Origin of the sequence: Paraburkholderia fungorum (assembly GCF_900099835.1) — a bacterium.
Classification (GTDB): Bacteria; Pseudomonadota; Gammaproteobacteria; order Burkholderiales; family Burkholderiaceae; genus Paraburkholderia; species Paraburkholderia fungorum_A.
In genome coordinates, this window is record NZ_FNKP01000003.1 from 1,091,321 (window position 1) to 1,114,658 (window position 23,338).

At 57.2% G+C, this 23,338-nt stretch carries 21 protein-coding genes; 11 read left to right on the forward strand and 10 right to left on the reverse strand.

Features of this window, described 5'->3' with window-relative positions; translation table 11 throughout:
- Positions 1-146 precede the first annotated feature (146 nt).
- Together BLS41_RS34080 and BLS41_RS34085 are read left to right on the forward strand one after the other, a co-directional pair.
- On the forward strand, positions 147-1,226 hold the full coding sequence (locus BLS41_RS34080) for a catalase family protein (RefSeq protein ID WP_074772323.1): 1,080 nt from the start codon (positions 147-149) through the stop codon (positions 1,224-1,226).
- 125 nt (positions 1,227-1,351) lie between these two features.
- Entirely contained in the window at positions 1,352-3,652 is a 2,301-nt protein-coding gene (locus BLS41_RS34085; protein ID WP_074772325.1) for an FdhF/YdeP family oxidoreductase, read from the forward strand.
- Positions 3,653-4,260: 608 nt separating this feature from the next.
- Here BLS41_RS34085 and BLS41_RS34090 read toward each other — a convergent pair.
- Positions 4,261-5,163, reverse strand: coding sequence for an SDR family oxidoreductase (locus BLS41_RS34090; protein WP_074772327.1), 903 nt, complete (start codon positions 5,161-5,163; stop codon positions 4,261-4,263).
- Between the two features lie 349 nt (positions 5,164-5,512).
- Here BLS41_RS34090 and BLS41_RS34095 point away from each other — a divergent pair, with 349 nt between their 5' ends.
- From BLS41_RS34095 to BLS41_RS34115, 5 genes are all read left to right on the forward strand, one after another.
- Positions 5,513-6,544, forward strand: coding sequence for a flavodoxin family protein (locus tag BLS41_RS34095; RefSeq protein WP_074773434.1), 1,032 nt, complete (start codon positions 5,513-5,515; stop codon positions 6,542-6,544).
- A gap of 60 nt (positions 6,545-6,604) precedes the next feature.
- The gene (locus tag BLS41_RS34100; protein ID WP_074772329.1) at positions 6,605-7,855 is read left to right on the forward strand and encodes a phosphatidylserine decarboxylase family protein; all 1,251 of its coding nucleotides are present in this window, start codon (positions 6,605-6,607) and stop codon (positions 7,853-7,855) included.
- Positions 7,856-7,970: 115 nt separating this feature from the next.
- On the forward strand, positions 7,971-9,107 hold the full coding sequence (locus BLS41_RS34105; RefSeq protein WP_074772331.1) for a glutathione-independent formaldehyde dehydrogenase: 1,137 nt from the start codon (positions 7,971-7,973) through the stop codon (positions 9,105-9,107).
- A 108-nt stretch (positions 9,108-9,215) separates the two neighbouring features.
- Entirely contained in the window at positions 9,216-9,428 is a 213-nt protein-coding gene (locus tag BLS41_RS34110) for a hypothetical protein (protein WP_074772333.1), read from the forward strand.
- Complete coding sequence (locus BLS41_RS34115; protein WP_143026457.1) at positions 9,415-9,609, forward strand: hypothetical protein; 195 nt, start codon at positions 9,415-9,417, stop codon at positions 9,607-9,609. The genes BLS41_RS34110 and BLS41_RS34115 overlap by 14 nt, the downstream gene beginning before the upstream one ends.
- Positions 9,610-9,777: 168 nt before the next feature.
- Here BLS41_RS34115 and BLS41_RS34120 read toward each other — a convergent pair whose 3' ends face one another.
- From BLS41_RS34120 to BLS41_RS34130, 3 genes are all read right to left on the reverse strand, one after another.
- A complete protein-coding gene (locus BLS41_RS34120) occupies positions 9,778-11,394 on the reverse strand; it encodes a hybrid sensor histidine kinase/response regulator (protein ID WP_083380221.1) in 1,617 nt (538 codons plus the stop codon).
- A gap of 39 nt (positions 11,395-11,433) precedes the next feature.
- Positions 11,434-12,063, reverse strand: a complete 630-nt coding sequence (locus BLS41_RS34125) for an MEDS domain-containing protein (protein ID WP_083380222.1) — start codon at positions 12,061-12,063, stop codon at positions 11,434-11,436.
- 827 nt (positions 12,064-12,890) lie between these two features.
- Positions 12,891-13,166 (reverse strand): hypothetical protein, encoded by a 276-nt coding sequence (locus tag BLS41_RS34130; protein WP_143026458.1) that lies wholly within the window; start codon positions 13,164-13,166, stop codon positions 12,891-12,893.
- A 205-nt stretch (positions 13,167-13,371) separates the two neighbouring features.
- Here BLS41_RS34130 and BLS41_RS34135 point away from each other — a divergent pair, with 205 nt between their 5' ends.
- Positions 13,372-14,898: a DUF7125 family protein gene (locus BLS41_RS34135; protein ID WP_074772341.1), complete on the forward strand. Its 1,527-nt coding sequence runs from the start codon at positions 13,372-13,374 to the stop codon at positions 14,896-14,898.
- 222 nt (positions 14,899-15,120) lie between these two features.
- Here BLS41_RS34135 and BLS41_RS40195 read toward each other — a convergent pair whose 3' ends face one another.
- On the reverse strand, positions 15,121-15,516 hold the full coding sequence (locus tag BLS41_RS40195; RefSeq protein ID WP_366487098.1) for a DUF6559 family protein: 396 nt from the start codon (positions 15,514-15,516) through the stop codon (positions 15,121-15,123).
- Positions 15,517-15,836: 320 nt separating this feature from the next.
- The gene (locus BLS41_RS34140) at positions 15,837-16,499 is read right to left on the reverse strand and encodes a hypothetical protein (RefSeq protein ID WP_074772343.1); all 663 of its coding nucleotides are present in this window, start codon (positions 16,497-16,499) and stop codon (positions 15,837-15,839) included.
- Between the two features lie 477 nt (positions 16,500-16,976).
- On the opposite strand from BLS41_RS34140, the gene BLS41_RS34145 reads away from it, so the two are divergent.
- Both BLS41_RS34145 and tnpA read left to right on the forward strand, forming a co-directional pair.
- On the forward strand, positions 16,977-17,855 hold the full coding sequence (locus BLS41_RS34145) for a DUF4238 domain-containing protein (RefSeq protein ID WP_074772345.1): 879 nt from the start codon (positions 16,977-16,979) through the stop codon (positions 17,853-17,855).
- A gap of 105 nt (positions 17,856-17,960) precedes the next feature.
- Complete coding sequence (tnpA, locus tag BLS41_RS40200; protein ID WP_074772347.1) at positions 17,961-18,449, forward strand: IS66-like element accessory protein TnpA; 489 nt, start codon at positions 17,961-17,963, stop codon at positions 18,447-18,449.
- Here the strand turns inward: tnpA and BLS41_RS34155 are convergent.
- The 4 genes from BLS41_RS34155 to BLS41_RS34170 form a co-directional block, all read right to left on the reverse strand.
- Complete coding sequence (locus tag BLS41_RS34155) at positions 18,436-19,242, reverse strand: lysozyme inhibitor LprI family protein (RefSeq protein ID WP_074773441.1); 807 nt, start codon at positions 19,240-19,242, stop codon at positions 18,436-18,438. The genes tnpA and BLS41_RS34155 overlap by 14 nt on opposite strands.
- A 737-nt stretch (positions 19,243-19,979) precedes the next feature.
- The gene (locus BLS41_RS34160) at positions 19,980-20,402 is read right to left on the reverse strand and encodes a methylated-DNA--[protein]-cysteine S-methyltransferase (RefSeq protein ID WP_074772349.1); all 423 of its coding nucleotides are present in this window, start codon (positions 20,400-20,402) and stop codon (positions 19,980-19,982) included.
- An 85-nt stretch (positions 20,403-20,487) separates the two neighbouring features.
- Positions 20,488-20,985, reverse strand: coding sequence for an RbsD/FucU family protein (locus tag BLS41_RS34165; protein WP_074772351.1), 498 nt, complete (start codon positions 20,983-20,985; stop codon positions 20,488-20,490).
- A 258-nt stretch (positions 20,986-21,243) separates the two neighbouring features.
- Complete coding sequence (locus BLS41_RS34170; protein WP_074772353.1) at positions 21,244-22,218, reverse strand: AraC family transcriptional regulator; 975 nt, start codon at positions 22,216-22,218, stop codon at positions 21,244-21,246.
- Positions 22,219-22,618: 400 nt separating this feature from the next.
- Between BLS41_RS34170 and BLS41_RS34175 the strand changes: the two genes are divergently transcribed.
- Positions 22,619-23,302: an alpha-ketoglutarate-dependent dioxygenase AlkB gene (locus BLS41_RS34175; protein WP_143026460.1), complete on the forward strand. Its 684-nt coding sequence runs from the start codon at positions 22,619-22,621 to the stop codon at positions 23,300-23,302.
- Positions 23,303-23,338: the final 36 nt, after the last annotated feature.

Genomic DNA, 23,338 nt, shown 5'->3' on the forward strand with positions numbered 1-23,338 from the left:
TCGCGAAGTGAGAGAAGATGGATATAACTGCCGTTGGAATCAGCATCTGTAACGGCGCAATGATGTGGAGGGAATATCGGGCCCGCTGGGCACGGCGGTTGCGCATTCCACGCACAACCCGCGAATTCCCCACATGGAGTCTTCATATGAATACCGCGTCTGCCATCCACGCGCTGCCGTTTGATCCGACGTATGAACAAATACCCGAAGATGAAGCGGAAACGACTCGCCAACTTGTCGAGGCGATGCACAGTATTCTGGAAATCACCTCGCAGGATTACCAGCATGGCGTCCGTAGCGTGCACGCGAAGAGTCACGGTCTGCTCGACGGGGAACTGAGCGTTCTTGCCGACCTGCCGCCGGAACTCAGCCAAGGCGTTTTCGCACGCCCGGGCACTCACAAAGTCGTGATGCGCCTGTCGACTAATCCCGGCGACATCCTGGACGATAGCGTTTCAACGCCGCGTGGACTGGCGCTCAAGATTGCCGATGTAGAGGGCGCGCGCCTGCCAGGCAGCGAAGCGGAAACCACCCAGGACTTTGTGATGATCAACGCGCCGGCATTTACGGCGGCGACGCCCAAGGACTTTCTTTCGAGTTTGAAACTACTGGCCAAAACAACCGACCGTGCGCCGACCGGTAAGAAAGTGCTGTCGGCTGTATTGCGTGGTGCGGAGAAAGTGGTCGAGGCGGTCGGTGGCGAGAGCGGCACGCTCAAAAGTCTGGGCGGACATCCGGAAACACATATCCTCGGCGAGAATTTTTTCACGGCCGTCCCGTTTCTCTATGGCAAGTATTTTGCCAAGCTAAGCGTCGTGCCGGTCTCCGAAGAACTTACCGCTTTGACTGACGCACCACTTGATGTCAATGGTCACCCGAACGCGCTGCGCGATGCGGTGAACGAATTTTTCGCCACGCGCGGCGGCGAATGGGAGGTCCGTGTGCAACTCGCGACCGATATCGGCAAGATGCCGATCGAGGACGCTTCGGTTAAATGGCCGGAGGACGAAAGCCCTTATATTGCAGTCGCGCGTATTCGGGTACCGGCGCAACCTGCATGGACAGAGGCTCGGTCTGCCGCCATTGACGACGGTTTGTCGTTCAGTCCGTGGCATGGCATTGCGGAACACCGACCGCTTGGAGGTGTGATGCGCTCACGCAAGCCGGCCTATGAAATGTCGGCGGAATTTCGGGGGCGCTTCAATGGGTGCCCCATACACGGGTAACACCACGTTAATGACCGGCACACTTCGCGTAACGATGCGCGGGTCCGTTTGTTGCGGACCCGCAAGTGTTCAGCCGTGCGCAATCGCAGGCTGTGTCAGCGGCGATCGCGCAAGGAGCAGACGGCATGAGCACGGACAGCACAATCAAGGAATATAAAAACGCGGCCGGTGGGTGGGGCTCGTTGAAAGCGGTTGCCACGATTCTGATTCAGGAGCACGTCGCGCTGCATGGCAGCGCGATTCTTTCTCACCAGAACAAACCTGACGGCTTCGCCTGCGTGAGCTGTTCGTGGGCCAAACCGGCTGACCCGCATTTGTTCGAATTCTGCGAGAACGGTGCGAAGGCGACCGCATGGGAGATCACGAGCAAACATATCGATCCTGATTTCTTCGCGCAGCACACACTGTCCGAACTCGAAGCGTGGAGCGGCCTGGAACTCGAATCGTCGGGACGGCTGACCGCGCCGATGCGCTGGGACCCCGCCACCGATCACTACGTGGAAACAACATGGGAATACGCGTTCGCCGACATCGCAAAAGAGTTGCGTGCAATCGAACCCGATGAAGCCGTGTTCTATGCATCCGGACGGGCGTCGCTCGAAACCTCGTACCTGTATCAACTTCTCGCTCGCATGTATGGCACGAACAATTTGCCGGACAGTTCCAACATGTGTCATGAAAGCACGTCCGTTGCTTTGCCCAAGACCATCGGTTCACCTGTTGGCACGGTCACGCTCGCCGACTTTGAACACACCGACTGCATGTTTTTCTTTGGCCACAACACCGGCACCAATGCGCCGCGGATGCTGCATCAATTGCAGGATGCACGCAAGCGGGGCGCACACATCATCACGTTTAACCCGATTAAAGAGCGCGGGCTGGTAAGTTTTGCGAATCCTCAATCGCCGCTCGACATGCTGACGCCGGCGCAGACGCACATCAGTACGCAATATCATCAAGTGCGCATTGGCGGCGATGCAGCGGCCGTGGCAGGTCTGTGCAAACTGTTGATCGAATGGGATGACGCGGCACAACGAGATGGAGCGCCTCGCGTGCTCGACGCGGCGTTCATTGCCGAACACACGGAAGGCTTCGAAGCATTCGCTGCGGCAATGCGTGCAACTACTTGGGTCGAGATCGAGTCTCGCTCGCAATTGACGCGTGACGCACTCACTGCGGCCGCCTCGGAATACGCCCGCGCGAAGTCGGTCATGGTGCTCTACGGGATGGGAATCACACAGCATCGCAATGGCGTGCACAACGTTCAGATGCTGTCCAATCTGCTGCTGTTGCGCGGCAATATCGGCCGGCCTGGTGCAGGTATCTGCCCGATACGCGGGCACTCGAACGTGCAAGGTCAGCGCACGGTCGGCATCACGGAAAAGCCGGAACTGGCGCCGCTCGATACGTTGAAAAAGCTGTATGGTTTCGAGCCGCCGCGCCACAAAGGTATGAGTACCGTAGAAGCCTGCCAGGGTGTGCTGGACGGGAAGGTCAAAGCGTTCATCGGGCTCGGTGGGAATTTCCAGGTGGCGATTCCGGATCACCATGTGATGGATGCGGCGTGGCGCTCGCTGAGGCTGACCGTGCAGATTGCGACGAAACTCAATCGCAGTCATCTGCTGCATGGCGAAGTCGCTTATCTGCTGCCGTGCCTCGGGCGCATCGAGATTGATCAGCAGGCGAGTGGCGAACAATGGGTGAGCGTCGAGGACAGCACGGCGTGCGTCCACGGTTCACACGGCTATGCAGACCCGGCCAGCAAAATCCTTTTGTCGGAGCCGGCCATCGTGGCCGGTATTGCCAAGGCGCTGTTGCCGCGCAACCCAAAGGTCGACTGGGATTCGTGGGTCGCCGATTATGCGACGATCCGCGAAGCGATCGAGCGGACCTATCCCGATCAGTTCGCTGACTTCAATCGGCGCTTTTGCGAACCCGGCGGTTTTCATCGACCGATACCGGCCGCTGAACGCAAATGGAAAACGCCTAATGGCAAAGCAAATTTTGTGGTGCCCGATACGCTCGATGAAGACGCCGATATGCCATCTAGCGGTCCCGGCGTGCTTCGTCTGATGACAACGCGTGGCGACAGCCAGTTCAACACCACGGTCTATTCGCTGGACGACCGCTTTCGTGGCGTGCTGGGTACGCGTAACGTTTTGCTGATGCATCGCGACGACATGATGAGACTCGATCTCGCGGAGGGCGACGAAGTGTCTGCCGTGACCGATTCGAAAGACGATGTGATACGCGAAGTGGGTGGTATGCGCGTGCATGCGTTCGATATTCCGGCCGGTTGTGTCATGGGCTATTACCCCGAATGCAACCGGCTCATCCCGTTATCGCATCACGCCAAGGACAGTCTCGTGCCGGCGTCGAAATCGATACCGGTGCGACTGCGGAAATCAGAAGTAATGGGTGCGTGATGGCTCGGCTGGTAAGTATGTGAATATCCCCGTTCGATAATTTAGGCCCGGTTCGCTCGGAATTGATCGGCGCGTGCGTTTTCTGTCATCGAAACATCGGTAGGGATCGGGTGTATTACTTCGCCGGCAGATAGTTTCGAAGCAACGACTTTCTCGAATTATTCATTCTCACTCTCACTCAAAAAAGCGCAGTTCGGTCGTTGTGTCGCTTCAACGCAGAATGTTCGCTTTCTGTGAAAGCCACGCTGGCAGAGCTAACCGAACGCACCGGCGCCCTTATGGGGCGCGATCCTTGAGTTGGCCGTCGCCAGAAGCGACCGTTCCGGCGTCGCTAATAAACATTGAACAGAAGATTCGATCTTCTCTTTATGGCGAGCGGCAGATATTGCTGACTCTCAGCTCATGGTTGCCTCAGCACAACTCGGCGAAGTCGCATCAAACTGAGATAATTGAAACGGTAAATTTTTTTAGATGCCGACGTTGGATAAAGGGCCGCCGCCGCGGCCTGCACGAACCGAACGGGGCGCGATAACCCCCCGTTACCACGGCAAAATAAAAAGACTGAGGCGGCGGCCCGGTTTCGGCCAGCGGCAGTCGCTCAAGCTCCATCAAGGCAGATGGTTACCGCCCGTCACGCCATACACTTCGCCCGTTACGAAACTCGACTCCTGCGACGCTAACAGCACGTAAATTGGTGCGAGTTCCGCGGGCTGTCCGGGACGCTTCATCGGTGCCTCCGAGCCGAATTCCTCAACTTTTTCCTGGGGCTGTCCGCCGCTCGGCTGAAGAGGCGTCCATACCGGACCAGGTGCGACCGCGTTGACACGAATGCCCTTGCCGATCACCTGTTTTGCGAGTCCATGCGTGAAGGCCGTGATGGCTGCTTTGGTGGAGGCGTAATCGAGCAGACCGGGGCTTGGCTGATAACTCTGGATCGACGTCGTGTTGATAATGGTCGCGCCGGGCGGTAGGTGCGGCAGAGCCGCCTTGCACAGCCAGAACATCGCGAAAACATTGGTGCGGAAGGTCGCCTCCAACTGCTGCGTAGTGAGATCCGCGATATTTTCGACAAATACCTGCTTACCCGCCACATTCACCAGAATATCAAGGCCGCCTAGCTGTTTGACCGACTGATCCACAAGCTGGCGGCAAAAGGCCTCGTCGCTGATATCGCCGGGGATGGCGATTGCTTTTTGGCCCGCTTCCTCGACAAAACCGACTACCTCGCGTGCGTCTGCTTCCTCGCTCGGAAGATAGTTCAGCGCGACATCTGCCCCTTCGCGGGCGAACGCAATCGCAACTGCCCGCCCAATTCCGCTATCGGCGCCAGTGATTAGCGCCCGCCGGCCAGCGAGCCGGCCAAATCCCTTGTAACTGGTCTCGCCGTGATTGGGCTTTGGCGTCATTTTTTGCGCGAGGCCGGGCGCAGATTGCGGCTGTCGCTCGAATGGCGGCTGAGGATATTGCTTGGTGGGGTCCTGCATGCCAAATTGATTGCGGGTTTCAGACATAAGTAACTCCTGATGCGATACACGAGATCGGGGAATCTCTGTGGCGTCTTGGGCTAACGATGCAACCAAAGACGCCCAGGACGAGGTGCTACCGCTCCCGCAAGTCGTGTTCCTTACGGCCGCATTCGCACATCTGCGGTGACACGTTGCTCGCTGCGACACGTCCGACGAGGTTTGAAAAGTCGCGGAAGAGCGAGCCAATCCGCTATGGAACGGGTATGTCATTTGCTCATCCTGTTTTCATCGACCGGATGACCCATGTACAACGCGAGGCGCCATGAACACCGATTCCAGACAGCCTGACAATTATCAGACAATTGAAGTTCGCAAGGGACAGGTCACGGAAAAGATGTCGCGCGAAGCGTTTCGTGAACGTTTTATGGGGCGTTTCTACGACCCGGCTTTTCGTGTCGAAGATGCGTCGCTGTCGCGGCTCGAATCGATCGCATGGGACGCGTATTGCGAGTCCCGAAAGTCGCCCGTGACCGACAAGGCGGGTCTCGGCTTTGCAGATCCTGACTACGATCTTTCGGTGGAGTGGCGAACGGCCAGTGAACGCATCAAGGCCGCGCAAAAAAAGCAGCAGGATAAATCGACGCGTTCACGGGTATTGATCGTCAATGCGTCATCACGCAACGATTTCACATGCCCGGGAGAGATGTCGAAGAGCTTTCGACTCGGCAAGCTTGCGCAGCAACGATTGGAGAGCCATGGCATTGAAGTGGATTTTCTCGACCTCTCACGTCTGAATTCCGAACACGATCTGCATATTCATCCGTGCAAAGGCTGCGTATCGACAGCGATGCCACTATGCCATTGGCCGTGCAGTTGCTATCCCAATCATTCGCTTGGCCTCGTCAATGACTGGATGAACGAAATCTATGAGCGCTTTGCGGCGTGCCATGGAGTGCTTTTCGTTACCCCGGTCTACTGGTATCAAGTCACAGGTCCTCTGAAGCAGCTCATAGACCGCCTGGTGTGCGCGGACGGCGGCAATCCTGATCCGACATCGACGCACGGCAAGAAAGCCGACGAAGCCAAACGCATCGAACTGGCGGGTTGGGATTATCCAAAGCACCTTGCCGGGCGAGCTTATGGGCTGGTGGTTCATGGCGACGTCGCGGGTATTGAAGGTTCCCGCCGGGCGCTAACGGACTGGCTCAACTGGATGGGCTTTATCGAAGCCGGCGCCAAATCCAGACTCGACCGGTTTATCGGTTATTACGAGCCGTACGCGACGAGTCATGCCACGCTCGATCGCGACAAGGATATGCAGGACGAAGTCGCTAATGTCGCCGAAGCGCTCGCTAATACGGTTGGCCGGATTCGTCAGGGCTTCGAAGAGCCGGACAATAGTCTTGCTCCCGTTCGCGCCAAATGAGGTGAGGGACGGTCGTAACCTGTCAAAGGTTCGCTCGCCCGGACCTGAAAAGGATGATGGATGGAAACCGGAAAAATCGCTGTCAACGCAAACCGACGTCGCCTTGGTGAGTGGCTCCCGAGCCATGAACAACACCTCGCTCGATACCGGACAGAGATTACGAAAAAAGCGCGCGAGCGTGCCGCAAGCGCGAAGTGTTCCAGTGCGGTTGCCGATCTGGCGGCGTTGATTACCGGCGATCCGGTGCTTCGAATGGACCTGACGCGGGCCATCGAACAGGCACGTGACGCAGGTTACGTTCTGGGCTATAGCAGCATCGAAGAATTGATCGATGTGATCGACTATCTGATGACGTATGCGCCGCCGTTCAGTGAGACTAGCCTGATTCATTGCCCCTTGAATGCGTTGCTGGACTGGCCAATGTGCATGCCGTCGGGCTATGCATTGTTTCGCGATCCGGCGCTGAACACGCATCTCAAGCGCGTGCTGAACTGCTGGTGCGGTTTTCTGAGTGGTCCGCATTCGCGCGAACATCTGAGCGCTTCGCCACCCGACGGCTGGTTCTCCCCCGAGGCTGACAAGCGGATCGGACTTTCACAATTCATTTGCGAGCCTGATCGACCTTACTGGGGCTTTGCGTCGTGGAACGATTTTTTCACACGACGCTTTCGCGAAGGCATGCGACCTGTCGATGAACCGGGCAATAAGAAGGCGATCGTGAGCGCGTGCGAAGCCGCCCCTTACAACATCCAGCACGACGTCAAACTCGACGACACGTTCTGGATCAAATCACAACCTTATTCATTGCGGGACATCTTTGCCGCGAAGCACGATGAACTGGCGGCCACCTTTGCAGGCGGTTCGGTCTATCAGGCCTTTCTCAGCGCCTTTAATTATCATCGCTGGCACGCTCCGGTGAGTGGCGTTGTTTGTCACGCTTACGCCGTCGATGGCACCTATTACTCGAACGCCGATTCTGAAGGTGAGGATCCGGGTGGGCTCAACGACTCGCAAGGCTACATCTCGGCCGTGGCGGCACGGGCAATCATCGTCATCGAATGTGATGATCGCTCGATTGGCAAGGTAGCGTGTATTTTTGTCGGCATGGCTGATGTCTCCTCTTGCATCATCGAAGCATTGCCTGGTGTGCGGGTACAGAAGGGCGATGAACTTGGATTTTTCCAGTATGGAGGGTCGACTTGCTGTCTCGTATTTGGTCCGGGCGTAATCAAAGGTTTTATCCCTCAGCCACCGTTCGACGACAAAAGCGCGCCGGTCAAGGTGAACTCGCTGATTGCCACTGCCAGATAGCTCGACGAAGCGACTCCGAAGTTGAACAACGCTAGACCAGATTTTTCGGGCACGCCTGCTGCTCGACTGCAGGGACGGTCGCCACAACGGCGAGCGCCGTTCTCTGGAGATCAACATGAAAGCACTGGTGTACGAAGGCCCCCGTAAAGTCACCGTCAAGGAAATGCCGGACGCGAAAATCGAGCGTCCTAATGACGTATTGGTGAAGATCACGACCACCAACATCTGCGGCTCTGACCTGCATATGTACGAAGGCCGTACGAATATGGAATCGGGCCGCATTCTCGGTCACGAAAATCTGGGCGTTGTCACTGAGATCGGTAAGGGCGTCGAGCGGATCAAGGTAGGTGATCGTGTTTGTCTGCCCTTTAATATCGGCTGTGGCTTCTGCAAGAACTGCGAGCGTGGCCTTACGGGCTTCTGTCTCACTGCAAATCCGGGCGTGGCCGGCGCAGCGTATGGCTTCGCCGGAATGGGACCGTATAGTGGCGGGCAGGCGGAATATCTGCGCGTTCCATTCGGTGACTTCAATTGCCTCGTCCTGCCACCCGATTCGGAAGAAAAAGAAAATGACTATGTGATGCTGTCGGATATTTTTCCGACCGGTTATCACGCGACCGAACTGGCCGGTGTTCTGCCCGGTGAAAGCGTTGTGATTTATGGCGCGGGGCCGGTTGGCCTGATGGCGGCGCTATCGGCGCAAATCAGGGGCGCCAGCAAGATCATGGTCGTCGACACGCATCCTGATCGCCTGAAGCTGGCTGAGAAAATCGGTGCGATTGCCGTGGATGACACAGACGGCAATTCGGCTGAACGAATCCTTGAAATGACCGGCGGCGAAGGCGCAGATCGCGGTTGTGAATGCGTCGGTTATCAGTGTACGTGCAAGGGGCACGAGGTGCCGAATGCGACGATGAATAACCTGATCAAGGCAGTTCGGCCGACGGGCGGCATTGGTGTGGTGGGCGTTTTTGTTGCGGAAGATCCGAAGGCCGAAGATGAGCTCGCCAAGAAAGGGCAGGTTGCACTTGATTTCGGTCAGTTGTGGATGAAAGGCCAGAAGATCGCCACGGGGCAGGCCAATGTCAAGGCATACAACCGTCGTTTGCGCGATCTGATTGCAGCCGGTAAAGCGAAGCCCTCACAGATCATCTCGCACGAACTCCCGCTGGAACAGGCTGCCGACGGTTACAAACACTTCGACGAACGTGCCGAGGGTTGGACGAAGGTTGTACTGAAGCCCGCGGCCTGACGTCCGGCGGCCCTGCTGTCAAGCCATGGAGGGGAACCTCGTGCCCGATAGGCACGGCGGTTGCGCATTCTGCGTGCAACCCACGAATTCCCCACATGGAGCCTCCACATGAATTCCGTTTCTGCCATCCACGCGCTTCCGTTTGATCCAACCTTCGAACAGATTCCTAGAGAGGAAGCGGAAACGACCCGTCAACTTGTCGAGGCGATGCACAACATTCTCGAGACCACGTCGCAGGATTACCAGCATGGCATGCGCAGTGTGCATGCGAAAAGACACGGTCTACTCGATGGAGAACTGACAGTTCTTGCCGACCGATGAGATGAGGCGCAGCAACATCGTCATCACGTCCGAGGCAGGTCTGCGTGCGTGGATGGCTGGCCGCTTCAGTATCGAAACGGCGCGGCGGGAAGAACTCTTTATGTTCGCCGCTCCTGCGCATTCCATGCTTACTGTCACGCAGATGTTGGCCGTTTCCAACCCGGCGGTCGTGAGCAGTTGATATGGTAGTGATCAAAGCAGTCATAAAACGGGCGTAGATGCCGCTTGCTTGTCAGTAGCTCGGTTGTCCCGTCCTCTGCCCGGCCGGGGTTCGGCTGGTTGCGACCTTCACCTACCCGTTGTCGACGTCTCCGGTACGTGCAATCGGCAGACGGCCCCTGATCAGCCACTACGTGGTTGGCTTCTCGTTGCCGCTTAACGCATCAACCAGATCCATCAGAGCTACTGGCTTCACGAAATGTCGCTCGAAGCCGGCCGCGCGCGAGCGTTTCACATCATCCGCCTGACCGTAGCCGCTTAACGCGAACAGTCGAAGGGCCGCGTGCTGCGATTGCCCTCGCAGCGCGACAGCCAGTTCATACCCATCCATTCCGGGCAAGCCGATGTCGAGTACTGCAATGTCAGGCCGGAACTGGGCTGCCAGATCCAGCGCCTGCAACGGATCGAATGCCGTCGCCACATCGAATCCCACGTCTGCCAGGAAGGCTTCCATGGAAAGCAGGCCATCCAGATTGTCGTCGACCAGAAGAACCCGCGTACCCGGGCGATCCGATCGGATTTCGGGAACCCGCCCCCCTTGATGAAGCGTCCTCGCAACCTCTTCACCGGATGCAAGGGGTAGCGTCACCGTGAACATCGAGCCTTTACCCGGGCCGTCACTCGAGGCGGAAACCGTACCTCCGTGCAGTTCGACCAGATTGCGGACGAGCGCCAGACCAATGCCCAGTCCTCCCTCCGAACGGTCGATCGTGGTTCGTCCCTGCTCGAAAATCCTGAACAGCTTTGGCATCAATTCGGCACTGATGCCAGCGCCATTGTCGGCAACAGTGACGGCGATCTGGTTATCACTGGCTTGCGCATTGACCCAGATTTCTCCGCCGACGTCGGTGTATTTGGCGGCATTGTTCAGCAGATTACTGAATGCCTGGGTCAGGCGCGTCAGGTCTCCGTAGAGCAGAGCGCCGTCGTCGGATATGGCGACCGACAGCCGTTGCTGGCGCTGCTCGACGAGTGGACTGGCCGCTTCGACGGCCCGCGTGATCACCGAGCCGATTCGCAGGCTTTCGCGCGATAGCTCTATTTTTCCGCGGGTGATCCGGCTGACATCGAGCAGATCTTCGACAAGACGGGAAAGATGGGCAACCTGCCGCTCGAGAATCTGGTGATACTTGTCGGCCGTGTTGCCGTTCTCGCGCCGGATCAGACCCAAAGCGGTCGAGATGGGCGCCAGCGGATTGCGCAGTTCGTGGCCGAGCATCGCGAGAAACTCGTCTTTCGATCTGTTTGCCTCTTCGCGCTCGTGCGCCGCCCGCGCGGCGAGGATTCCGGTGGCCGCCTGGGAGGTGGCGGCCCGCAGAAAGGCAACCTGATTGACAGTCGGGAAGGACGGCGCCAGCGCGCCAAACCAGATGCTGCCGTGCCCTGAGCTGAAACCCATGCTCAGCCGTAGCATTCTTGTCTGCCCGAGCGGGGTGTCGTTCAGACTGACGCGTGTCCCAATCGGAATGTGATGCCATCCCTTGATAGCTTCCTGCCAGCCGGTCAGGTCGTCCCCGCCGACCTGCGTGCCGCGCACTCGCAGCTGTACGAGCGGGGGCGTGTCGGGTAGTAGTGGAACGTCGACGTAGCAGATGTCCAGAGGAACGATCCGCTCGATCGCCTGTGCCATCAGCCCGACAATGGCCGTACCGTCACGTCCAGGCCAAAGCGCCGGCAGCGCGAGCAGGCCCATCAGGTCTCTTAGCGCGCTTTCCGGGCTCTGATCGCCATATCGATCGCCGCTCATTTGGCCCGTCTTGCCATACTTGCATCATCCACTACGGCGTTATGCGGCTGCCCGCATTCTGCGAGACTCGAGCTCCTTCAGCATCTCCGAGGGCGGGATAAAGAAGGGGTTTTCCTGCACGACACCATTGATGAGCGTAAGCGGATGCGTACGCAAGACGTCCATGAGCATGGCGCCAGAGAGTTTGGCCATATCGTAGACGCACACGGCGGGCTGACGGTTACGCTCGATAATCTCGTTCACCTCTGCTTCGTATTCGATCAGATCGGGCGCGGTCGAGAGGTCTTCGAAGGCCCAATCCATGTTTCCCATGATGCGAAGACGGGTGAAGCCCGCGTCCCGTCCAGACCCTGTGAGCCGATCGACCATGTCCAGCATGCGTTTCTTGTCAAACTTGCCCTCGTCGTCGAGATACGCCTCCGGCCAGGTGACTACTTCCAGCTGGCCGCACGCCTCGCATTCGTGGGTATCGATACCAGAGGCCTCCAGCCTCGCCCGATGGTCATCGGCAAGAGCCGGATCGACGATGTGGAAATTTTTTTCTCCAGCTTCCACTGCCTGCCGATAGTAGGGAAGGAGAGCCTCATATTCCTGTTCGCGGCTGTCGAAAAACGCGCAAACGTGATAGGCATCCATCAGCGTACCGGCGATAGCGATACGGTTGTCCATTGCAACTCCTCAAGGTGGTTAAGAATTGCCGGGCACGGTGCCAGTCGGGAATTTCACCGGAACGGAAGCTGCAGCATAGATCTATTCTATGGCATCCAGGGCGATCAAAGCCTTGACTGCAAAGAAAGTCGCTTAAGGATGTGGGCTGCCCCCACGACATTGATAGGAGGGCTGTGGAGCGTCCGCAAAGGTCAGTCCGGCCTGGACACTCTACCGGGAACGTTTCAACCAAGGATATTGCAACGTTGTAATGGTTAGTAATATGCGATTCGCATAAACAGGATTGAACGCGGTGTGCGGGCTTGATCCGGCGATTTGGCGCACGTATGGTGTGCGATCCCGGCAACTGGTTAACCCTAGATACCGGCAGTGTGTTTGAGGGCCCGCGCATTCCGGCGGGCTATTTTTTTGTCCAACTTTCCGTTCAACATTGCGAGGCGAAACAGGCCTCTTCAATGTTCGTTGGGGACAAGCTTGACGCGTGGGGTATGAGATAACCGGCGGCGACGCCAGTTTGGTTGTGGCTGAGGGAGTGGATTGGATGTCGAGTTGCTTGACGTCACTCTGCGCGGAGCGTGCCTTTCCCGATCGCGGAAAAATTTGTCGAGCCGCGCAATACCTTTGCCGTTCTTCTGTGGGTATTCGTCTTCGGGCCTTGAGCCGCCTCTATCAAATGCCACCTCTTGGAGAAACCTTGTGCGCCAGAATCGTCGGAGCAGGCGCTGTCAGAAACTCTCGAGCCGAAAATTTCTTCGTCCGTGAGGTGATGCTGCGGTCAATATCGGTACCTGCAACGGCTGACTCCATCTACAAGAGGTCGCGCTGACTTAACGTCCAACGACCGGTTGTGCCTCCAAAGAGTCGATCCAGGCAATCGCCCAGTTAATGGCATGCTCGACTGCGAGCGCTTCGCGGGCGAAACAGCCTAGGTCCGTCTCGTCGATGAGATCAGGCTGTATGTCGTCAGCCAAATTCCCCGGCGCAACCCGCGCACGTGCTTGGAACTTCCCTTCGAAGATGTCCGGTGTCGCATCAATAATCCATCTTTTATATTGAAACCGCATTCGTGCACTCTCCGCTAAAACTTGGGATTTCTTGCTCAAGACAGCCGAGTCTATTGGAAGCACGTACTTCCGGGGGCACCAATGAGTGATCAAAATTGGTGGGGCGTCTCAGGCGACGAGCATAATGTGATCGGCTCTGTCACTTTACCGGACTGTGTTGGTGCAAATCTGACAGATCGTCTCGCGCGATACACAAGCATCGATTCGACCCGAGTGGTGCTTCTCGGACCTGGAGCACACGAACTTGAACACAAAATCGCTAAGCGAAACCTTTGACGAAAACGATGCGACGCCAGTTCCTTCGGGCGTACCGGGTCTTGATGACGTCCTGTCTGGCGGGTTTCCTGCAAATCGGATTCATCTGCTGGAAGGCGCCCCAGGCAGCGGTAAAACAACCTTGGCACTGCAATTCCTTCTTGAGGGAATCAAACGGGGCGAAAGCGTGCTGTATATCACCCTGGCTGAAACCAAACGGGAGGTGTTCGCCGTTGGGAAGTCGCATGGATGGGTCCTTGACGAGTTGAACATTCTCGCATTTACACCACCTGAGTTAAGTCACGATTCCAGTCAGCATCAGAGTGTCATCAATATCGCCGAGCTTGAGCAAGGCGAAACCCTCCAGGCCATTTTGGCTGAACTGGATCGGATCAAACCTGTTCGTGTCGTTCTGGACAGTTTGTCTGAGATACGCCTGCTGACCCAAGGCGCATTGCGATATCGACGGCAACTTGTCGCGCTCAAGCGCGGGTTTCTGGAACACAACAGCACGGCCTTACTGCTTGACGATCTCAACTACGAAGTCAACGGCTTGAGTGTTCACAGCATGGCTCATGGCGTTGTCAGTCTGCAGCAAATGACAAAAGAATTTGGCCCTGAGCGCAGGCGCTTGCGTGTCTCGAAAATGCGCGGAGTGAAATTTAAAGGCGGGTATCACGACTTTGCGATTGAGCAAGGCGGCTTGCTGGTCTACCCACGGTTAGTCGCGGCCGACCATCCTCATATTTTCGCGGAAAGCGAACTCATCGGTTCCGGCATTGACGGGCTCGACACGATGATGGGGGGCGGGATCGATCGTGGCACCAACCTTCTATTGCTCGGCCCGTCTGGCGCGGGCAAGTCCACTTTGTCCGCGCGTATCGCCCTGACAGCCCTTCAGCGCGGAGAGCGGGTGACGTTCTTCAATTTCGATGAGGCTGAACGGGTTCTTCTCAAACGATGTGCGGGCCTGGGAATGGATCTCGCACCCTACCTTGAGACGGGCAGGCTCATGATGAAGCAGGTCGATCCTGCCGAATTGAGCCCAGGCGAGCTTGCGGGAATGATTCGCGATGCAGTGGAAGAAAATGATACGAAAATGGTTGTTCTTGACAGCCTCGGCGGATATTTGCACGCGATGCCTGAAGAGCGTTTCATGCTTTTGCAGATGCATGAGCTTCTTCTCTATCTTAATCAGCACGGGATCGCAACCGTGCTCGTTCTCGCGCAGCACGGTCTTATCGGCGAGACCAATGCACCGGTCGATATGACCTATCTCGCCGATGCGATCCTTTTGCTTCGTTTCTTTGAGGCGGACGGACGTCTGAGGCGAGCTATATCAATGATCAAAAAGCGCACCGGCGCGCACGAAATGACGATCCGCGAGTTCATGATTGATAAAGGAGTGCGCATCGGTCAGCCGCTCGAACGGTTTAGAGGGTTACTGCAAGGGTCACCGGTTTACAGCGGCGAAGGTAGCGCGCTTTTTGAATCGCCAACGGGGGGGCGACTCTAGAGCGTGCTGTGGCGGACCTAAACGGACTGGCGCTGTCGGTCCAAAACAGGGGAAGAGCGGCCACTCCAATGTCGAATCAATGCTTCGTGCAGACGTCGGTTTGTGGCCGATTTGGTGAGGTCGCGATCGACCGCTTTTTGGCAAGCAAGCTGCAAGAAAAGACGGAATGGGATCTTTTCGTGAGAGGGCGGTTGGATGTTCCAGAGACAAAGCGAGGTATATCTAGTTTCCCCCGTGATCGCAGTTTTGATCGTGGTGACTATGACACCCATGTGCTGACGACTCGCCAGCGGTCATATAAACCCACGTGTTGATCGCCGGAGCGGGCGCTCTGTCCATTTTCGGTATCAGTGAAGCAATCTCTGCACGTACGCCGCTGTAGCTATTGACCCAGCCTCGCCGTGCGCGCGCGGTCTCATAAGCTTCCTCGTTGACGAACATCGCAACGGCATAACATTCGAAGCGACTGCTCAACCGATGCCGATGCAGCGAATCAATGATCTGATCTGCCGTGTAGGACACGTCGACATCATTTGTCCCGTAGTCACGTCTGAGCAGAAACAGAAGCCGGCGCAGGTAACTCTTTATGGCTCGGTGACGAAAAAAGCGCGTTAGCATTTTCCCACCTCATGCGATCAGAAGGTGAGGAGAGAGTAGCGCATCTCGATCCCGTTGATGAGCAAATTTCAGATGTCGAGCGACCGGCCGTGACGTTTTCAAACGGCTGTTTCAGGTGAGTTCGATCCGGCGGAGGGGCGATTAGTGGCTGAGTGTGTGTTTGATCGGCTTAGGACTGCAATCGGCCACTTTGAGACGTTCGCCATGGCCTCCCAGAACGTCAACAATCAGTTCATACGAGCCATAACAAAAAGCAGGCGCAGAACGTTCTTGCTTGTTTCCTGCGAGGCGTGGGAAGCTGGATTAGTCACTTACCAACGCTATGGCCGTTGGCTATTGTTGATATTCAATTCGAAGATACTGCTATCCTTATTTGATACTAGGGCGCGAATCTTCTTACCGGACGCCGCGTCGACACATTTCATATAAACACCGTCGTGCGGCGCTTGTGAAGAATTGTAAGACCTAGGCGTGCAATCCACGTCTAAATGGCTGTCGGTCGACTTCAACATCCCAGCCCAGTTCGGTAGCGACGGGTTGTACGAAACAACCAACTCGGCCTCACCTACTGAAAAACCATTGTCGAATGCTTGCTTCTCTAGCGCGACAAGCAGGCCAGAGAATTTCCACCCGCATCTGCCCGGCAAGAACGCGTCGGTATTCATCGACAACACATACGAATCGGCCTTCGAGGTGATGGCAATCGGGACCGCGACGGAATATCGGTCGCTCACTCCTTCCAGCCAGTTGAACGTGTAGTTGCAGTTTCCATCAGCCACAGGGTAGATCTTGGCACGCGTGGCAATCCAATAGGCGAAAAACCTCACAGGAACGCCAGGTTCAATACGACCGTGCACCTCAAGCACTTTGGATGGATTGGGGTTGGCAGTTGGATAGTCCCTGTCCCCGGGCGTTACATTTGAAGCGCAGCCACACAGCATGACGACCAGGGTCGTAAAGCCATATATCAGTAGTGTTCTCATATTCATTTTCAGGGAGCTTGCTGCAATACAGTTCCTTGGGCGATTAAGACCCCATCCGATCGCGGACATGCAAATCCAGAATTGCATCAAGGTGGTGGCGATTCCTAGGCGGTTGCCTGCATGGAAATTCACAAGTTTGATACACCGTCCGCTGAGTTTAACAGCGTGGCAAGGCGGCGGAATTCGCGATTTTTGAGTGTCCGTTTTGGGCAATGCGAAGGTCCCTTGCGGGTCCGAAAAATGCCCGTCGCATAAGGCGCTGATCGGCCACTTTCGGCCAGTCACGATCGCCGATAGATACTCGTTTGATTGTCGCGTGTGCACATGAAAGCGGGCATAGCACCTACCGATGCCAATGGCGCGCGGCTAGGAATCCGAACGGTATCTTACAGGGAGCGCTATGCTAACGCTCACGTAGCAGCGCAGCGCATTTTTCCGAGAAGATTTATTTCACTTTCCGGGCCAGCGGAGAATCACATGGCGAGTGCCGAAAAACATCATTATGTCCCGCGCTTTTACCTGAACGGATGGACTACGCCGGACGAATCGCAAGCTCTTCGCTTAACGCGGTTCCAATGGAAAGGCGACAGATTTTTGATTGAGCGTGTTGTGCCTCGTTCAACGGCATGCCTTGACAGGCTATATTCACTTGAGGGTGTCCCGGTTCAGGAGCAGCAACGGATAGAAACCGACTTTCTGGCCAAGATCATCGATGACCCCGCTGGCGGCGTGCTACATCACATGCGAACAGCAGGACGTGGGCACGACTTGAAGCAAGATCAGCGGTCCGCTTGGACGCGCTTTATCATGTCGTTGCGAATCCGGTCGCCGGAGATCATGGCGCAACTCAATTCTGAGGCTCCGGCGGAACTGCGCAGAAACCTTGAAAGCGACCCCGAGGAATACGACAAACTAAAGGAAGGAGGCGATGCGGAATCGCTTTTAGAGTTTGTCGAAGCATCTGCCCCGGGATTCATTGAGGACTTCGATAAGCGGTTGTTACCGGGGCTGATAATGGATGACAAGGCGTTTAAGCGAATTCATCAAATGTGGTGGTGGAGCGGAGACTTCAGCGACTCAAAGGTTTCACTTTTGACGAGTGACCACCCTGTAATCATCATGCCCGGCATTGACCATCCGGGTTGCGTGCTTGCTTTGCCAATATCGTCAACGCTCGTTTTCTTCGCTTGCCCAGATGAGCGAGTAGTTCAGTTTCTTTTGCATTGGGAAAAAACCTTACTTGTTGAATGGCTTAACGCCACAGTCGTCCGGCTTGCAGCCGAGCAGGTCTATGCCATTGATGACAGTCAGGCGGAATTCGTCCGAAATCTATTGAAGAGACCGGCAGTCGATTGAACACGCATGCTGCCCGTCCGGCCTAGTGTAAGCGCCCGGTGATGGCATCTTGAATCGACGCGCCAGCCTTGGGAGCATCGTGTCCACTAACGAATAGGTGGACAAGTGAACACTATTGACCAGGATGCTCCTTCGGGTCGCCGCAAGCGGCGGCGATACACGGATGAATTCAAAGCGGGAGTCGTGGCCGCCTGCCAGGGACCAGGCGTGTCGGTTGCCGCGATCGCGTTGATGCATAAACTGAACGCCAACTTGCTGCGGCGTTGGTTGGAGAAAGCGGAGAGCGGCGCAACGCCGAGGGGCAGTGACGTCGTGGCAATGAAGCCGTCAGCGGCGGCGCCCCTACCACCTGCTTTCGTCCCACTTCAACTGAGCGACGCGAATGATCATCAAAGGAAAATTCGCGTCGAGATGCGGCGGGGCCAACAATCAATCACGGTCAACTGGCCGACGTCAGACGCGGCCCAGTGCGCCGAGAAGCGTCGTTTAGCTGTGGGAGCCTCCCGCATGAATTTCTGGCTGAGACATTTGCGCGACAAGAGGCGCGTATCGCTACACGCCTCGCGCCGGGGCGTCAGGCTTACTGGACGTTGACGTCGCCCGTCTGGGCGATCTTGGTCAATGCATCCTTCTGGTAGGCATACCAGGCAACAAGGCACTCCTTGTCGTGGCACGTCTTCTCGCGGTAGTTCCATTGCTTGCGAACGCGCGCCGCAAATGCGTCCTTGTTAGTTGCGGCGACTTTGGCCTGTTGATAGATATCGCCGAGTTCGCGGTCGGATGCCGCCAGATCGGGATCGTGGCAGATCAGGTATTCGGTGAGCGTGCGCGCCGCCGAGCAATCGAAGCTTGTCTGGTACGTTTGATCGGATGCTCGCGCCGACGATGCCGGGCCATAATCAGTCGATGACGCTTGGCTCGGAGTTTCCGCCTGAGGTGCGACTGGCGGCGGGACAATCTCGGGGGCCGATCCCTGCGATGCCGACACTTGCTGCACAGGCTCTTGCGTCACTGGAGCCGGCGGTGTCGGCGCTTGCTGCGGCATGGCGATGCTGTCGCTATCCTGACCGTACGGCGTCAATTGTCCATTCACCGCGTCCTCCAGCATTGCACCCATGATAGAGCTTGGGTCTGCGGGGAGCGTTTCGGTACTTACCACTTCATCTCCCATCAGGACCTCGGATTTGGCGTACTTGCAGGGGGACTGGCAGCTGACGCGATTGGCAACGGCCGAATTACTCGGATCCTTGCCCAGAATCAGGATGATATAGGTGCCGTTCTTGTTCCCTACATAGCGCATCATTGCGAGGGACTTCACTGCCTTTCCTTGCTTGATGTCGTCCTCGTTCAGCGCACGTTCGTACCCGTATGTGCCGTTGTCGACCATTGCGTAATTGTGGTGCTGCGGAGGAGCTTGCGTCTCCGCTGCCATCGGCGCGCTCGCTGTGGCGGGCTGCAATGCCTGCGGCGAACTATCGGCCGAACCTTTGCCGCATGCTGCCAGTGCGAGCACGGCCGCACCCCCTATGATTGCTGCTGCCAACTTCTTCATTCTTTCCCCGTATTTATGGTTGGTTCGCCGAAAAGTATGCCCTTGCGTACCTCCAGCTGGCAAGAAGCGCTCCCTAATTTTTATGCGGCAAGGATAGTTTGTTGTTGTTGGCATCTGATACGCTCGCGACCTGCCGCCGCATCCGCATCGGCTCAAATGTCCGTTTATGCGGCCAGCGTAAGGCTGCCTCCCTTGCCCATTCTGAAGTCGAAACTGTCAGTGGGCGGATGGCCGAAACGGCCACCCGCCGCCGTCGGAACCCGAAATACTGCGGACGTCTACGCGAGCCCGTCGAATGTCGTCGAGATCCGGCAATTTGCCTGCGGGGGCAACTGCGCCAGCCGTTACAGCTTCCAACCAGTCACAGCTTTCGGATCGGCTCGAAAGGCGGTTAAGGGTCGACTGCGGAAGCATGCCCGCCGATGGGATCGCAGCGCTCACCGGCGTCCGACGGATTTCCGGCATCGGCCAGGAACCGCCGGTCGCACCTGTCGTCGCCCGGAAGTTCAAAGGTCGGTTACCCCGCTGCAACTCGCCATCCAGTTGCAACGAACAAACGCTCCATCATCAGCCTAAGCCGACGTCTGACCGTCGGCGAGCGGAATGCCGCGAGTGACGATAGCAATGGAATCCGCGCCGTTGGCAGTGCCGAAGGCGCGGGCGGCTCTGGCATTGCCCAGCTGCGCCGTAAGTTCTGCGTGAGTCCGCATCTCGCCGAAGGGAATTCCAAGCGCAGCATCCCAGATTCTTTTCTGGAAATCAGTGCCAGAGAAATCCAACGCCAGATCGAAATGCGCGCGCTGGCCGTCGAAGTATTCGCTGAGTTGCCTTGCGGCGTTCACCAGGATCGGGCGCCCGGCGTCTTCCGTCATGGATTCCAGGCGCCCGCAACTATTTCTTTCGACTTCCCGAAGAATTGCCGCGAGGCGATTCTCGTTGGCAACGAGCTTGAGCCTTCCGATTGGGGAGTCGATCACTTTGAAAAAAAGCGCCATTCTCGTTTCCTTGACGTTCTGCCCGAATTTCCGCGACTGCGAACTCTGTTGCGTCACGTCTGTTTGTCGAGCCGCAGTACGAGATTTAGACCGTGTAGCTGGCAATATGAGTGTTGCCTTTGTCCGCCGGTGCATCGGGCGTGACAATCAGCCCCTTCTTGAGAATGAAGCAACCCCATCCGCGAGTTTCGCCGGTGATGATCACCGCGTAGACCTTCTTCGCGCGCTCGTAGTATTCCTTGCGTGGAATGGTCGTCATCTTCAGCGGCTTGCCGAAGGCTGCATCAATCTCCCGTTGCACTTCCCGTTGAACGCACGGAAGCTCGTCCGGTGCGTTGTCGACCATCATGCGTTCGGCCGGGTTCGGCACGAACTCGTCCAATGGAAACACGGAAAGGATCGCTTTCGCGGCACGGCCGGAATCGGCGCCGTCCAGATGCAACGGCTTGCCGACGACAGACGCGCGGCCGGCGGTATCCGCGGGATAGTGCGCATCGACGACGGCGATTTCGTCACCGTGGCCCATCGAGGACAGGGCGTAAAGTAGATCGGGCGTCAGGAGGGGGTCCACGTTCTTCAGCATTTTTTGTTTCCTTCAGAAGAATTTCGTCAAGTCAGTTGCCGATTACGCGCGTATCGCACTGGACACTTATCGCGAGCGCTATCGGTGGAGTGACTTTAAGTCCGTACCGTGTGCAGAAGATCTTGAATACGGGTCCCCGGGTCCGCATACGTGCGTCGCTGGACGAGGACGAAAGGAGACCCCGCCGCCTACGAAGCGAGCGAGGCCAGCTCGAAGAGTGTTAGGCGGCTGAGCGCCTACCTGAAGAAGCGCCGCTGGTCAGCCGGCTGTTTTTCCTTCCGCGAGTGCGGTTTCCCGGTACGCGCTTGGGTCTACGCCATAGATCTTCTTGAACGTGCGCACGAAACTGCTGCGGCTCTCGTAACCCGCGTTGGCCACGACGGCTTCGATGGTATGGCTGCCGGCCTTTAATTGTGCCGCTGCCTGACGCATGCGCAGGTCGCGCAAGACGGCCATGGGTGATTTCCCGACCACGCTCGAGAAGCGCGCCATGAAGGCTGAGCGGCTCAGAAACGCGCACTCGGCCAGGCTTTCTACTGTGTGATTGGCACCGGGATTGCCGACCATCATGGAAAAGGCACGGGCGACTTTCGGGTCGCTCAAGAGGGCGAAACGCTCGACCCAGGTGTTGATCGACGTGAGCGATCGGCGCAGCAACGCGACCACCACCTGCTTGAGAAGCGCCGAGCTCATTGCACCGGCACCGATCTCCTGGTTGAGAAGTTCGTCAACGGCGGAGTTGAGCTTGTCGTAGAGCCGGTCCGCAACCGTGAACTGTTCGACGATGGGCTCGGCCAATCCTTCGAACAAGCCGGTTGAAGAGCCGTATTGCGCGCGAAAATATCCGCAAATCATCACCATTTCCGGCTCATCGTCGTCGTCGCCTGCCCGGAAGCGCCGGATGCCGTCGCTTGTCGTCACGTTTTTGCTACCTTCGACGCCAATGATGGGCCTGGAGGCGTTCCCTGAGTTCGATTCGAGAATAAACGGGGTATGGGGCGGAACGACGATCAGCGTATGCGGTTCGACGTTGATCTTCGGCGCGCCGTTGAATGACATCCGCCCGTTGCCTTTCAGAATGTAGTGGATGCCGGGCGCGTCGTTTCCTCCCAGCTCCAGCCGGTATCCCTCGTTGACGACGCACTCGGAGAGCGCCACCACCTCGACATCCAGGAGCGCCATCAGGTTGTTCAGATCCGGGGGCGAAATACGGGAGACGGGAGGTGCTTTCATTGATTTCTGTTCCGCATGGGTGCAAGTGGGTCGGCGACCGGCAAGGAATTTTAATCGTCTTGCGTGCCTCCGGTGGTCCGGCTCTGGTGTCCAATCGTCCGGAACGTCCCAAGCTTACCCCTCGTTCCCTGTACGTACCGCCGCATGAGCGGAGGAGAGATTGCCGACTACCTGGGTGGCGGTTTCCGCAACCGCGTGCAGTGGCATCTCGATGCGTGAGCGCTTTTCGCTCAAGAACTGTGGGTGCCTGGACGACGCGAGAAGCTTTCCCATAGAGACATCCACGAAGAACCCGGATCCGGACGATTGGACACACGAAACGGCTTTCTCACGTCGCGTGCCGGGGTAACCTTGGGGAGTGTGAAATGCAACAAACCTGCACGTGCAAGCGCGAATTGACGTGCATAGCCTTCGCCCACGCACTACTCATCGAGGCCAGATCATGGGATTACCCATACAGCAAGATCTATTTGGCGCCGCGCAATCGCTGACGACCGCAAATTTCGATTTCACCTCGGCCAGGCGGCAAGCGTTAGACGCTCACACCTGGATCGAAGTCGTACCAGGCTGGATGTCGGGCTCGCACGCGCTTCTCGATCGACTCGTCACGTCGGTCGCATGGGAGCAACGCGATCGCCGTATGTTCGAACAGGTGTTCCGTGAGCCTCGGTTGACGGGAGAATACCGGGATGTTCGGGACGCGCCGGAAAGCGTGCTACTCGACGCATGTCAGGCATTGTCCGAGCACTACGCAATCCGCTACGACGGCCTGTGGATGAACTTCTACCGCGACGGACAGGACAGCACCAGTTGGCATCGAGACACGATTTCACGGCATCGTTCCGAGACGATTGTTCCTGTGCTGACGCTCGGAGCAACGCGCCGCTTTCTGATCAAACCGAGGGCAGGGGGCAAGTCGTTTGTGTTCAGGCCGGCATCAGGCGACTTGATCGTCATGGGAGGCCGGGCCCAGACCGACTGGGTGCATAGCGTGCCCAAGGAACCTGACGTTGCTGAACGCCGGATCAGTATCAACTTTCAAAGCTCGGCTCAGGTGTCCGGAAAGCCGTTGGGCGTGAGATAGGCGTGCGAGTGAACTGACGCGGTTGCGTAGGGCGAT

Bases quoted from the DNA above. Each gene is read 5' to 3' on its own strand.
- BLS41_RS40195 (WP_366487098.1), bottom strand. From the start codon at position 15,516: ATGCTAACGCGCTTTTTTCGTCACCGAGCCATAAAGAGTTACCTGCGC.
- BLS41_RS34120 (WP_083380221.1), bottom strand. From the start codon at position 11,394: ATGAGCGGCGATCGATATGGCGATCAGAGCCCGGAAAGCGCGCTAAGA.
- BLS41_RS34160 (WP_074772349.1), bottom strand. From the start codon at position 20,402: ATGGCGCTTTTTTTCAAAGTGATCGACTCCCCAATCGGAAGGCTCAAG.
- BLS41_RS34140 (WP_074772343.1), bottom strand. From the start codon at position 16,499: ATGAGAACACTACTGATATATGGCTTTACGACCCTGGTCGTCATGCTG.
- BLS41_RS34155 (WP_074773441.1), bottom strand. From the start codon at position 19,242: ATGGTCGACAACGGCACATACGGGTACGAACGTGCGCTGAACGAGGAC.
- BLS41_RS34080 (WP_074772323.1), top strand. From the start codon at position 147: ATGAATACCGCGTCTGCCATCCACGCGCTGCCGTTTGATCCGACGTAT.
- BLS41_RS34145 (WP_074772345.1), top strand. From the start codon at position 16,977: ATGGCGAGTGCCGAAAAACATCATTATGTCCCGCGCTTTTACCTGAAC.
- BLS41_RS34125 (WP_083380222.1), bottom strand. From the start codon at position 12,063: ATGGACAACCGTATCGCTATCGCCGGTACGCTGATGGATGCCTATCAC.
- BLS41_RS34085 (WP_074772325.1), top strand. From the start codon at position 1,352: ATGAGCACGGACAGCACAATCAAGGAATATAAAAACGCGGCCGGTGGG.
- BLS41_RS34095 (WP_074773434.1), top strand. From the start codon at position 5,513: ATGTCGCGCGAAGCGTTTCGTGAACGTTTTATGGGGCGTTTCTACGAC.
- BLS41_RS34100 (WP_074772329.1), top strand. From the start codon at position 6,605: ATGGAAACCGGAAAAATCGCTGTCAACGCAAACCGACGTCGCCTTGGT.
- BLS41_RS34090 (WP_074772327.1), bottom strand. From the start codon at position 5,163: ATGTCTGAAACCCGCAATCAATTTGGCATGCAGGACCCCACCAAGCAA.
- BLS41_RS34165 (WP_074772351.1), bottom strand. From the start codon at position 20,985: ATGCTGAAGAACGTGGACCCCCTCCTGACGCCCGATCTACTTTACGCC.
- BLS41_RS34110 (WP_074772333.1), top strand. From the start codon at position 9,216: ATGAATTCCGTTTCTGCCATCCACGCGCTTCCGTTTGATCCAACCTTC.
- BLS41_RS34105 (WP_074772331.1), top strand. From the start codon at position 7,971: ATGAAAGCACTGGTGTACGAAGGCCCCCGTAAAGTCACCGTCAAGGAA.
- BLS41_RS34170 (WP_074772353.1), bottom strand. From the start codon at position 22,218: ATGAAAGCACCTCCCGTCTCCCGTATTTCGCCCCCGGATCTGAACAAC.